The sequence below is a fragment of the Cellulosimicrobium sp. I38E genome, assembly GCF_001647255.1.
Lineage (GTDB): Bacteria > Actinomycetota > Actinomycetes > Actinomycetales > Cellulomonadaceae > Cellulosimicrobium > Cellulosimicrobium cellulans_E.
Window position 1 is genome coordinate 77,845 of the sequence record NZ_LUAZ01000039.1, and the last position, 13,062, is coordinate 90,906.

The 13,062-nt window shown below is 72.3% G+C and carries 5 protein-coding genes; 2 read left to right on the forward strand and 3 right to left on the reverse strand.

Going from position 1 to position 13,062, the window contains the following annotated elements; all coding sequences use genetic code 11:
* Positions 1–111 precede the first annotated feature (111 nt).
* The gene (locus A0J59_RS13350; protein WP_064316424.1) at positions 112–7,992 is read left to right on the forward strand and encodes a DUF5979 domain-containing protein; all 7,881 of its coding nucleotides are present in this window, start codon (positions 112–114) and stop codon (positions 7,990–7,992) included.
* A 64-nt stretch (positions 7,993–8,056) separates the two neighbouring features.
* Entirely contained in the window at positions 8,057–8,476 is a 420-nt protein-coding gene (locus A0J59_RS13355) for a phage holin family protein (protein WP_047231736.1), read from the forward strand.
* A 43-nt stretch (positions 8,477–8,519) separates the two neighbouring features.
* On the opposite strand, the gene A0J59_RS13360 is transcribed toward A0J59_RS13355, so the two are convergent.
* From A0J59_RS13360 to A0J59_RS13370, 3 genes are all read right to left on the reverse strand, one after another.
* The gene (locus A0J59_RS13360; protein ID WP_047231737.1) at positions 8,520–9,149 is read right to left on the reverse strand and encodes a PAS and ANTAR domain-containing protein; all 630 of its coding nucleotides are present in this window, start codon (positions 9,147–9,149) and stop codon (positions 8,520–8,522) included.
* A gap of 144 nt (positions 9,150–9,293) precedes the next feature.
* Entirely contained in the window at positions 9,294–11,204 is a 1,911-nt protein-coding gene (locus A0J59_RS13365) for an alkyl/aryl-sulfatase (RefSeq protein ID WP_064316425.1), read from the reverse strand.
* Between the two features lie 95 nt (positions 11,205–11,299).
* The gene (locus tag A0J59_RS13370) at positions 11,300–13,060 is read right to left on the reverse strand and encodes a SulP family inorganic anion transporter (protein WP_220084482.1); all 1,761 of its coding nucleotides are present in this window, start codon (positions 13,058–13,060) and stop codon (positions 11,300–11,302) included.
* Positions 13,061–13,062 lie beyond the last annotated feature (2 nt).

Here is a 13,062-nt window from a genome sequence, read left to right on the forward strand (position 1 = left end):
GGGACGGCCGTCTCGTTCGCCGCGACGAACAGGAGGCGCTGTGTCAGGGTCGTGACGGCGGGCGTGCGTGGACACGCGCCGCGGGGCCGAGCGTGACCGGAGGGCGACGGCATGGCGAACGGGCGGACGACGCAGACGACACGGGGGACGCGAGCACGGGCCGCGCGACGTTCGAGACGCCTGCGCCGTGCCTGGGCGGCACTCGGGACGTTCCTCCTCGCGCTGCCGCTGGTCCTCGTGCCCGCCGTGCCGGCCTCGGCCGCCACGTGGAGCATCAGCAAGGAGGCGACGACCCCCGGCCCGTACAGCCCGGGGCAGATCGTCACGTACGAGGTGCAGATCTCGTGCTCCGACCCGAGCACCGCGTGCCAGAACACGGTGTTCACCGACGACCTGCCGGACGGGCTCCAGCTCGTCTCGGCCGAGATCATCAGCCAGCCGAGCGGGACCACGGGCGACCTCACGGTCGACACCGACGGCGACGTCGTCACGGCCACCTGGCCGACGTTCACCAACGGCCAGCAGGCGACGATCGACATCACCGTCCAGATCGACCCCGACCTGCCGTTCAGCGCCGACGGCGTGCCGATCACGAACACGGCGTCCGTGGTCGCGGACAACGCCCCGCAGAACACCGCCGACGAGTCGATCACGCCCGAGGTCGAGCTCGTCCTGGACTCCGAGACGACGAAGACGATCGCGCCCGAGGGGGCGCTCGCGGCCCCGGGCACGCCCGCGACCATGACGATCGGCGCGACGAACACGTCGAACGACCCGGTCGACACGCTCGTGATCCAGGACCCGGTCGACCCGACCGCGGACCCGAACCCGTTCACCTACCTCGAGTACGTGAGCACGGGCGACGTCACGCTGCCGCCGAACGCGACCACGGTCACCGAGGAGTACTGGGACGGGGACTCGTGGGAGCCGCTCGACGACAGCGTGGACCCCGCGACGGTCCAGGGCGTGCGGTACACGTTCAGCGGGGACATCCAGCCGGGCGCCACGGCGAGCATCCCGGTGAACGTCCAGCAGAGCGACGCGGTCGAGGGCCTCACCGACCCCACGACGATCACCAACGACACGTCGTCGTACGTCACCCACCCCCAGGGCGAGTCCGATCCCACGACGGCGGACGACACGTACGTCGTCACGCCGCCGAACAACAGCGTGACCGCCTCGAAGAGCTTCGACCCCGCGACGGTGAGCGCGGGCGACCCGACGACGGTGACCCTGGGCGCGACGAACACGGGCACGGCCGTCGACACGCTGACCATCACCGAGCCCGCGCCCGGCACCCCCAGCCCGTTCGAGGGCGACGACCCGCTGACCTTCACCGGGTTCGGACCCACGGGCGACGGCACGGGCGTGCAGTGGCCGATCGGGGCGACCGGCGCGAGCGTGACGTTCACGTGCGCCGACGGCTCGACGCCCGAGGTCGACGCCTCCGCGCCCAACACGCTGCCCAACCCGCCCGACGACTGCGTCGTCGTCGGCTTCACGGTCGTCTTCACGGGCGACCTGCCCAACGGCGCGGCGGCGTCGATCCCGTTCACGGCCGACACGGACCCCGACCAGGAGGTCGACGACGTCACGCACCCCAACACCGTCGAGGCGACGGTGCCGAGCGCGGACCCGGCCGACTCCACCGCGAACCTGGTGACGCTCGTCGACCGGCTCGCGACGCAGACGGACAAGCTGATCTCGCCCTCGGAGATCCCCGCGATCCCCGGGCAGAGCGTCATCGTCCAGCTCCCGACGACGCTCCTCCCGTTCGGTCCCGACGGTTCGACGACGAACGCGGACCAGGTGGTCGTCCAGGACCCGACCGACCCCGCGAACCCCGGTGACTTCTGGGACCACTTCGAGGCGTCGTCGGTGCGCTCCACCGACGTCCCGGCCGGATCGACGCTCACGGTCAACTACTGGAACGGGACCGCGTGGGTCGAGGCCCCGGACTGCGGCAGCCCGGTCGCCGGTGCCGCGACCGTGAGCTGCGACCTGCCCGAGGACGCGCAGGGCGTGCAGTTCGTGTACGACTCGACGAGCGGCGGCTTCCCGCCGGGGACGAGCTTCCAGCCGAACTTCGTCGCGGACTTCACCGGACCCTCCGGCTGGGACGAGCCGCTCACGAACTGCGGCGGCTCCAGCGCGTCGTCGGGCGCGGTGTCCCCGACCGAGCCCGCCGAGGGGTGCGCGTCGGTCGACCCGTACCCCGTCGACGGCACGGGCGACCTCGACTTCATCGAGAAGTCGTTCCTCGGCGATGCCCCGGTGAGCGTCCTCGCGCGCTCGGACGACCAGGTGACCGCGCAGATCACGTGGTCGACCAACGGGTTCTCCGGCGTCGACCCGATGGTGATCTCGGACATCGCCGACCCGGAGACGACGGCCGTGGCCGACTCGTTCTACGACGCGTTCGACCTCGTCCGCATCGAGGCGATCGACGGCTCGACCGACCCGCTCATCACCTACGACGCGATCGTCGGGGTCGAGCTGTACGACGGCACGACCTGGACCCAGGCGACGAACGCCACGTGCACGACGGCGACGCCCTGTGCGGGCGGCATGCCCGCTGTCGACCTCACGGCGGACGAGCAGGCGTCCACGACGTCCGTCCGGCTCGTCTACACGGAGAGCCCGGACCGTGGCACGAGCGACCCGCTCGCCCCGCAGCCGGGCGACGGGGTCGCTCGCTCGACGCTGGCGGACGGGCGCCACCTCGACCTCACGTTCGAGGTCCGGGACTACAAGCGCTCCGACCCCTCGGCGCCCGTGCTCGGCTCGACCAACGGGACCCTGTACAACACGGCCGACGCCGGCCTGGTCAACGACACCGCGCGGGCGACGGGCACGTTCGACGGCACCGACTACACGGACATCGACGACGACGACGTCCTCATCATCGACCAGCCGCTCAACGTGACCGTCGCGAAGGACTGGACGGGCGGGCCCATCTCGGTCCCTCCGACCGGCACCCCGGCCGAGTTCTACCCGACGACGGACGTGGTGGTCACGGCGACGAACGCGTCCGCCGCGAAGGTGGACCAGCTCCGCATCGTCGAGCCGGGAGCGGTCGACTCGAACGACGTCCAGACCGCCGCGGGGACGAAGCCCTTCGACGCGTTCACCCTGCGGGCGATCAGCATCACCCCACCCGCGGGCGCGACGAGCACGACCGTCCTGCTGACGAACGAGGCGGGGGAGGTCGGCACGTTCACGCAGGCCGAGGCCGAGGCGCTGACGGTCGGAGAGCTCGCCGGGGTCGTGGGCGTGGTCGTCGAGTTCGACGGCCTCGTCGAGCCCGCGGCGAGCGGGACGCTCGACCTCACGCTCCAGCTCCGCGAGCTCGACCGGTACACGGATGATCCCGTGACCGTCGCGGACTACAGCCCGGTGCCGAACGGCGCCGTCGCCACGATCACGGACCCGGGCGGCGTCCCGGGCCAGGACGACCGGCACGCGTACGACGACGCCACGATGGAGCTGCAGGACGCGGCCATCGACATCGCGGTGGGCAAGTCGTTCAGCCCGGGCACGATCGTCGAGCCCGGGACGGGGCCGGTGACGATGACGATCTCCGGTCAGCCGCTCGGCCCGTCGCGCAGCGTCGAGATGGTGCTCACCGACGACGACCCCCAGTTCTGGAACCAGTACGACTTCGTCGGGTTCGCGGGGGCGAGCCTCGTCGCGCCGATCCAGCAGGTGCGGGTCGACGCGTTCGTCGGCGGTACGTTCTCCGGCGACCCCGGCTCACCCGACCCGGTGACCGTGACCGGCGGTGCCTGGGTGCTCGGCCAGGAGCAGGCCTTCTTCGCGCTCCCGGACACCGTCGACCCGGCCGACGTGCAGGGCCTGCGGTTCACCTTCAGCCGCACCGACGGCTCGATCTGGGAGAACCCGGCGACCCCGGTGCAGACCGTCCCGATGTCCGTGGAGCGGCGCGAGGAGATGCGCTCCGGGGGACCCGTGCTCCCGGACCTCGCAGCCAACCCGCCCGGTCCCGGCGAGACGGCCCCGGGTGTCGCGAGCAACTCGGTGCAGGGCACCACGACGGGGGCCGACCTCGTCGTCGACCCCGGGACCGGCGAGCTGGTCCCGGTGAGCGCCGACGGCTCGGCGGACGCGTCGATCCTCTATGAGCACGCCACGAACGGGGTGCAGATCGTCAAGAACTTCGACGGCGTGGTGTCCGGCAGCCTCAAGCCGCCGAACGCGGTGATCCCGATGAACATCGCGATCACGAACACGGGCGACCGGCCGATCGTCGACCCCGTCGTGGTCGACGACCCCATGCCCGCGGACGCGCTGGGCCCGCAGCTCACGCTGGCCGACGCGGCCGAGCCGTTCGTGTACGCGCTGAGCGGGGCGGACCCCGACCCGACGACGCCGGACCTGCCGACCGACGCGGCGCAGGTCACGGTCGACCAGGCCGGGAACATCGAGAGCCTGCGGTTCTCGTTCCCGGACGGCTCGGTGCTGGAGCCGAACCAGACCTACACGATCACGGTGCTCGTGAAGTTCCGCGTCGGGATCGCGCCGAACACGCTCGTCGCCAACACGGCCGGCGTGATCGGCGACCGGCCCTGGGACGAGTGCGTGACGCGGCTGGACGAGGCGACGGGTGCGTGCGAGGCGGACGCCGACGTGCGTCCCACGGAGACCGCCGTCATCGCCCAGTCGAAGTTCGTCAAGGCGACGGACGACGACGAGCTCGACGTCTTCGTGGACCCGGACTACACGGGCGCGCCCGTCGTGTGCCAGCCCAACGCCGCCGGCTTCTACTCCTACCCGTGCGTCCCCGTCATCGCCCCCGGGCACGACGAGACCTGGCGCGTGCGCATCGACAACGTCGGCAACAACCCGTTCACCAAGGTCGTGGGGTACGACAGGTTCCCGACCCCGGGCGACACGGGCTCGTACGACACGTCGCCGCGCGGGTCGGCCTGGGCGCCCGTCCTCACGGCCGACCCCCCACCGACCCTTGTGAACGCGCCCCCGGGGACGCAGGTGCAGTTCTCCTACACCACAGCGGACGACCTCTGCGGCGACGACATCGAGGACCCGCTCGACGAGCCGATCTGCCCGACGGACCCCGCGACCGGGTGGGCGCCGTTCGTGCCGGGTCTGCCGGCGTCGGTCTTCGAGGAGATCACCGCGATCAAGTTCGTCCTCACGTTCCCCGAGGACGAGCCGTTCGAGCCGGGCGAGTTCGTGGCGATCGAGGCGACGTCGACGACGCCGCCGGAGGTCCCCGAGGCGGGTGACCGGTCGATCGCGTGGAACTCCGCCGCGGTGTCCGCGGCCTACCAGCGGTCGGACGGCACCATGCACAGCCTCCTGCCGACCGAGGGCCAGAAGGTGGGCGTCGCGACGGCGTCCGGGCCGCTCGAGGTGAACAAGATCGTCACCGGCGAGGGGGCCCCGTACGCGCCCGACTCGTTCTCGATGTTCGTGCAGTGCACCTCGGCCGTCGGGTCGTGGCTCGAGACGCCGCTGGACCCGATCCCGATCACCGTCGTCCCCGGGACGCCGACGGTCGTGCCGAACCTCCCGTACGGCGCCGAGTGCACCATCACCGAGGACGGGACCAACGGGGAGACCGAGCTGATCGTCGGCACGGTGACGATCGACAGCGAGGACCCGGAGGACCCCGTCTCGATCACCGCGACCAACATCTACGCGCTGTCGAGCATCGAGATCTCGAAGGAGGTCGTCACCGACGCGGTGGACCAGGACGGGAACCCGGTGCCGTTCGGCCCGTTCGCGGTCGACGTCGCGTGCACGTTCCTGGGCGAGGACGTCTACGCCGAGGGCTACGACGCCGAGAACCCGATGACCGCCATCCCGATCGAGGACGGGGAGACGATCGAGCTCACCGGCCTGCCGGTCGGCTCCGTCTGCACCGTCACCGAGTCGGGCACGGGCAACGCGTCGTCGGTGACGATCACCGTCGACCAGGGCCTCCCGGGCCACCCCGTGACGACCGACGGCCCGACGACGGACGTCACCCTCACGCCCGACGTGCTCGGCGCGAGCACGAACGACGTCACGCTGACCAACACGTACGACGTGGGGGCGATCGGTCTCCAGAAGGTGGTCGACGGCGAGGGTGGCCCCGCGTACGGGAGCGGCCCGTTCACCGTCACGGTCGTCTGCACGTACGACGACGACGGCGACGGGCCGGGCGCTCCGCGCACGGTCTACGACGGCACCGTCGTGCTCGGCGGGGCGGGGCCGCTCGACGCGCAGATCGCGAACCTGCCGACGGGCGCGGTGTGCGAGGTCGAGGAGGTCGACGACGCCGGTGCCACGGGGTCCGTCGTCGTCCCCGAGACCGTCACGGTCGGCAGCGGCGACGTCGCGAACGTCGTCATCACCAACACGTTCGACGTCGGCGCGATCGAGGTCGACAAGGAGCTCGACGGGCTCGGCGCCCTCTACGGCCCGGGACCGTTCGAGGTGACGCTCGAGTGCACCTACGAGGACGTCGAGATCCTCGTCCCGGGCGGCGCGGTGCGGACGTTCGTGCCGGGCCAGCCGGCGGTGTACGAGGAGCTTCCGGTCGGGTCGCAGTGCACGGTCACCGAGACCGACGACTTCGGGGCCACCGAGGTCACGGTGAGCGTCGACGGTGGCGAGCCGGTGGCCGGTACGTCGGTCGACGTCGTCGTGCCGCCCGCCGCCGAGGACGGGTCGCCGACCACCGTGACCGTCACGGTGACCAACGCGTTCCACACCGCCCCGCTCCTCGTGGAGAAGGTCGTGGACGGCGACGCCGCGGGCTTCGCGCCGTCGATGCCGGACATCCCGCCGCTGCCCGAGCTGCCCGCCGAGCCGGTCACGCCCGAGGAGCTCGCCGCCCTCATCGCGCAGCTCGAGGAGTTCTACGCGCAGTTCCCGCTCGAGGGCATCCCGTACCGGGCGTCGGTCTCCTGCACGTTCCAGGGCGCCGAGATCGAGGTCCCGGGCGGTGCCGTGCGGCCATTCGGTCCGGGCCTGCCGGGCGTGTACTTCGGCCTCCCCGTGGGGGCGGTGTGCACCGTCACCGAGACGGAGACCGGCGGGGCGACGGCGGTCACGGTCGAGCCGAACCCGGTCCAGGTCGAGGAGCGCGTGCTCCCGGCACCCGCGCAGGTGGTCACCGTGACCAACACCTACGACGCCGGGTCGATCGAGGTCACCAAGGTCGTGGCCGGCGACGGCGCCGAGGCGTTCGGCTCCGGGCCGTTCACCGTGAGCGCCGCCTGCACGTTCCTGGGCGAGGCCATCGAGGTGCCTGGTGGCGCCGAGCGCACGATCTCCGGGGGCGAGGTCGCCGTCTACGACGGCCTGCCCGTCGGCGCGGAGTGCGTCGTCACGGAGACGGCGACGGGCGGGGCCGCCTCGACGACGATCTCCGCGTCGGTCGAGGGCGGCGAGCCCGGTGCGGCCACCATCGGTCCTGACCCCGCCCAGGTGACGGTGACGAACACGTTCGACGTCGGGCAGGTCGTCGTGACGAAGAGGCTCGCCGGGCCGGGCGCGTCGCAGCACCGCGGCGACGAGTTCGTCGTCACGCTCGCGTGCACGTGGGACGTCGACGGCGTCACGACGGACGTCGTGGTCCCCGGCGGCGCCGAGCGCACGCTCTCGGCCGACGACGACTGGACCGCCGTCTACGAGCTGGTCCCGCAGGGGTCCGAGTGCACGCTCGCCGAGACCGACGCGGGCGACGCCGAGGCCGTGACGCTCGCCGTCGCGGGGACCGACGTGACCGTCGACCCTGACGACACGACGCCGACGTCCGACGCGTTCACCGTCCCGACGGGCGGCGCCGCCGAGGTCGACGCGACCGTGACCAACGCGTTCCGCGCCACCGGCGGGGGCAGCCTCCCGCCGACCGGTGCGAGCGTCGGGGCGGTCGCGGTGCTCGCGATCCTGCTCACGGGTACCGGCGCGCTGCTGGCCGACGCCCGGCGGCGCGGATCCCGGACCGCGGGCCGCGCCTGACCCGTCCCCTGGTCAGGCCGCGCCTGCGGTTGCGGAACCTGACCAGGGGCGGGACCGTTACCGCATGATCCGCTTCCTGCTGAGCTTTGCGATCAACGTGGTCCTCGCCGCCGTGGGCCTCCTCGTCGCCTCGGCCCTGTTCGACGGCGTCACCGTGCACGCCTCGGGCTTCGTCGTCGCCGTGCTGATCTTCGCGGTGGCGCAGGCGATCCTCGCGCCGTTCGTGTTCAACGTGGCGCGCAAGTACGCCTCGGCGATCCTGGGCGGGATCGGCCTCGTGTCGACGTTCCTCGCCCTGTGGGTCGCGACGCTCATCGGGGACGGGCTCGAGATCTCGGGCGCGTCCACGTGGATCGGCGTCACGGTCGTCGTCTGGCTGATCGGCGCGCTCGGCGGGTGGTTCCTCGGATGGCTCGTGCTCACGCGCTGGTGGGACCGCCGCCAGGAGCAGAAGCGGATCCGCGAGGCCACGGCCAAGGGCTGATCACGACGGCCGGCCCGGACGGGTCGAGGGCCAGCCGTCCGTGCTACCGCAGCAGCGCGTCGACGTGCTCGACGCTGTCGGGGCCGCCCCGCACGCCCTCGTGCACGACGAGCCGGGCGAGCTCGCGCAGCGGCACGTTGCGGTTGTTGGACGCGCGCTTGAGGCGGGCGAACGCCTCGTCGGGGTGCACGCCGTAGGCGGCGACGACGACGCCCTTGGCCTGCTCGATCGTCCCGCGGGTCTCCGCGGCGGCGGCGATGTCGTGCCGTGCGCGCTCCTGCGCGTTGTCGGTGACGGTCCGCGTCACGTCCACGAAGTACCCGACGAGCTCGGTGACCTCGCCCGTCTCGCGGTCGCGTCGGCCCTGGCCGACGACGACGAGGAAGCGTTCGCCGCCGTGGGCGTCCATGATCCGGTGCACGCTCGAGAACGGCTCGCCGGAGAGTCGTGCCTCGTCGAGGACCTGCCGGACCCGCTCGCGGTCGTCCGGGTGCTTGTGGGCGAGCACGAGGGTGGTCGTCGGCACGACGTCGCCGGGTTCGAAGCCGTGCAGGCGGTACGTCTCGGGCGACCACCACCACACGCCGGTGCTCAGGTCCAGGCGGTACTGGCCGATCTGCTGGTGCGCGCCGCGCGCGAGGGCTTGCTCGATGGCATGGTCGTCTACGGACATTCTGGCCTCCGGATCTCCGGTGGATGAGGAGCCAGGTCCAGACTCGACCCTCTGACCGTACTCCACTTCTCCCCCGGGGAGTGCCGGACGTACCCCGCGGAGCCTTCCGCCTCCGCGTGGAGGCGGAAGGCGGTCTGCTCGGGACTACGGCGTGACGATGGCGAAGTTCGGGTCGAACTCGTCCAGGACCGACGCGTAGACGTCCAGCACGGACGCGTCGCCGTCGAGGGTCACCGTGCCCGCCGCGGAGAGCCGGGACGCTGCGGCGGGCTCGAGGAGCACGGCGGCGGCCAGCGTCTTGGGCGCGCGCACGGTGAGCGGCGCCTGGTCCGTCGCACCGGGCCGGGCATGGAGCACGCCGTTGCGGACCCAGACGGTCCAGGTCTCGTCGCGGTCGGTGAAGTCGACGTCGAACCGCACGTCCACCTCGGCCGCCTTCTCGCCGACGACGTGCACGGCGGCGTAGTCGAAGAGGATGTCGATCGGCATGGCGGCGACCGTGTCCGGGCTGGCGGTGCTGAACCGCGCCGGCAGGATGCCGTCGCGCAGCTCGCGCGCCGCGGTGAGGAAGATCCCGCGCCACTGCGGACCCTCGGCCTGGTAGCCCATCTGCTCGTACGCGTCGGCCTGGAGGCCCTTGGCCTCGGTGTCGTCGGGGTCCGCGAACACGAGGTGGTGCAGCACCTGGACCGCCCAGCGGTAGTCGCCCGCCTCGACCGCGCGACGACCCGCCGCGAGGATCGCGTCGCGCCCGAACGCGTCGACGTAGCGCTTCGCGGTGTCGACGGGCGTGTGCGGGTGCAGGGAGACGGGGTCGCCGTCCCACGTGCCGAGCTCCTTGGTGAAGACGGCGCGCACGTCGTGGTGCAGCGTGCCGTGGTACCCGCGGTTGAACCACCTGCGGCCGAGCACGTCGGGCAGCGCGACGACCTCGGCGGCCTCGAGCGGCGTGTACCCCTTGTTGGCCAGCCGCAGGGCCTGGTCGTGGATGTACTTGTAGGTGTCGCGCTGCGACTCCAGGAACGCGACGACCTCGGCGTTGCCCCACACCGGCCACGTGTGCGGCCCGTAGTGCACCTCGACCTGGTCACCCCAGCGCACGAGCGTCTCGTCGAGGTAGCGCGCGAAGTTGCGGGCGTCGCGCGTGCGGGCGCCGCGCAGCGTCTGGATGTTGTGCAGCGAGTGGTTGGCGTTCTCCGCGCACGTCAGGGCCTTGAGCTCCGGGATCCAGATGTGCATCTCCTCCGGCGCCTCCGTGTCCGGGGCGTAGAGGAACTCGAAGGTGAGGCCCGCGATCGTGCGGGTCTGCCCGGTCTCGGTGATCGGGTCGGTCGGGGAGATGTAGGAGACCGTGGGCCCGTCCGCGGTCCCGATGCCGATCCCGCTCGTGACGGTCTGGTGCGTCCCGTGGCCCAGGAGGCTGCCGAAGGCGTACCCGGCACGCCGGCTCATGGCGTTCCCCGCGACGACGTTCTCGCCGATCGCGTACTTGTCGAAGCTCGCGATCGTCCCGGGCGCGATGATCGGGACCTTTCCGGAGGCGACGTCCGCCTCGTCCACGAGGCCCTTGACCCCGCCGTAGTGGTCGATGTGCGTGTGCGTGTAGATCACCGCGACCACGGGCTTGTCCGTGACGTGCTCGCGCAGCAGGGCCAGCGCCTGCCGCGCGGCCTCGACCGACGACGAGCAGTCGACCACCACGACGCCGTCGTCGCCCTCGACGAAGGTGACGTCCGCGATGTCGGTGTTGCGCACCTGGTACAGCCCGTCCACCACCCGGTACAGGCCGGCGTCCCGGATCACCTGGGACTGGCGCCAGAGGCTCGGCTCGACCGTGTCGGGGTTCGGGGCGTGGTCGTCGTCGAGGAACGCGAACGCGTCGAGGTCCAGGCTCACCGTCCCGTCGTCGAGGACGACCTTCCCCCCGGGGATGTCCGCGATCTTTCCCCGTCGCGACGTCTCGAAGTCCTCCACGTCGTCGAGCGCGTACCGTTCCCGCGCGTCGCGGTTGGCGGTCGCGGTCACGGGGGTGGCGTCCTTCGGGGTGTACGACATCGGTCCTCCAACCGTCGGGGGTGATCAGGACGACGCCGCACGACCGTGCGGCAGCATCACGCTCCCGCAGTGGTCGGGGCATCGCAACAGGGGGATCAGCGTCCCGCGTCGTCGCGCGGGGCACGCGCCCACCGCTCGGCGGAGGCCACCGCGTCGTCCAGCCCGCCCATGACCTCCGGGGTCGCGTCGACGACGGCGTCCTCGCCGAGCTCGGCCACGGTGCCCGTGCGTTCGAGGAGCCGGCGCATCGCCGGCGAGACACCGACGAGGACGAGCCGGTTCCCCTGCGCCGCGAGGTGCCTGGCGGTCCGGTGCAGCAGCTCCATGACGGCGGAGGAGGGGATGTCCGGCAGCGTCCGCAGCACCAGGACGAGGACGGCGCGCTCGGCACCGCTGCCGTCGGGGAACTGCCCCTCGATCCGGGGGAGCGCCGCGAAGAAGGACGTCCCCGAGAAGTCGAGGACCGTGACCTCGCCGGAGCGCAGCCGGGCCGGGAGCTCCTGCGAGGCGCGCCAGCGCCCGTCCGTCGCGCGCGTCAGGAGGACGAGGCGCGACTGCCGTGCTGCCTGGACGCAGTACAGCAGGAGGGACAGGACGGCGCCCACGACGATCGCCTGCTGGAGCGGGATCTGCGTCGTCGCGAGGAACGTGACGACCATGGCGAGCGACGAGAGGGGCGACGTCCGCAGCACGAGGAGGATCTCCCGCCGCTTCCCCCAGACGAGCTCGCCGCCCACGACGAGGATGAGCCCGCCGATCACCGGCATCGGGATCAGCTCGGCCAGGCCGCCGAGGAGGAGCACGACGAGCGCGAGGAAGACGCCGCTGACCACGCCGGCCCAGCGCGTCCGTGCGCCCGCCTCGGCCGCGACGCCCGTCCGGGACATCGAGCCGCCGCTCGGCAGGGCCTGGAAGAGCCCTCCAGCCACGTTCGCCCACCCCTGCGAGCGGAAGTCGGCGTTCGTGTCCGACCGGGAGCCGTCGGGGTTGGGCATCGAGGGGGCGATGGACGCGGCCTGCGCCAGGCCGACGAGCGCGACGGCGACCGCGCCGCCGACGAGGGCGGGCGCCGCGGACACGTCGGGGAGCGACAGGCCGGGGAGCGCGGACGGGATGGAGGCGATGTCGGCGACCTGGCGCACGTCGATCCCCGCCGCCACCACGACGACGGTGACGGCGACCATCGCGACGAGGAGCGCGACGGGGACGAGGCGCCGGACCGACCGGGCCAGGGCCCAGACGAGGATCGTCCCGGCCGCGACGAGCGTGGAGGCGAGGTCCCACGACGTGACGTGGACGAGCCAGTCGCCGAGCTGGTAGAGCCGGTTGTGGCCCTGCGGGTCGTACCCGGTCGCGTCCTCGAGGACGCCCGTGATGATCTGGAGGGCGATCCCGGTGGAGAAGCCCACCATGACGGCGTTGGAGACGAAGCTCATGACGGCGCCGAGGCGCAGCGCGCCGAGCACGAGCATGACGAGGCCGACCATGATCGTGAGGGTCGCGACGTTGGCGGGGTCCGCGGGGTCCAGGCCGGCGGCCGCGAGGACGCTCTGCGAGGTGAGCGCGATCGCGCTCGTGAGCGTCGTGATCATGAGGACGGTCCGGGCGGTCAGCGACCCCACGATCGCGGGTGCGACACCGGCGTAGAGCCCGGCGACCGGGTTGAAGCCCGCGATCGAGGCGTAGGCCATGCCCTCCGGGATGGAGAACAGACCCGTGACCATGCCGGAGACGACGTCCGAGCGGGTCGGCCGCCCGGCGCGCCGCAGCAGACCCGACCGCCCGGCCCGCCCGTGGAGGCGGCCGTCGTCGGTGCCCGCGCCTCCGGCGTCGGTGGGTACGTCGGCGTCGGTCACGC

What these genes read in the sequence shown, in the direction of transcription:
- A0J59_RS13360 (WP_047231737.1), bottom strand. Translation starts at nt 9,149, where the DNA reads ATGTCCGTAGACGACCATGCCATCGAGCAAGCCCTCGCGCGCGGCGCG.
- A0J59_RS13350 (WP_064316424.1), top strand. Translation starts at nt 112, where the DNA reads ATGGCGAACGGGCGGACGACGCAGACGACACGGGGGACGCGAGCACGG.
- A0J59_RS13365 (WP_064316425.1), bottom strand. Translation starts at nt 11,204, where the DNA reads ATGTCGTACACCCCGAAGGACGCCACCCCCGTGACCGCGACCGCCAAC.
- A0J59_RS13355 (WP_047231736.1), top strand. Translation starts at nt 8,057, where the DNA reads ATGATCCGCTTCCTGCTGAGCTTTGCGATCAACGTGGTCCTCGCCGCC.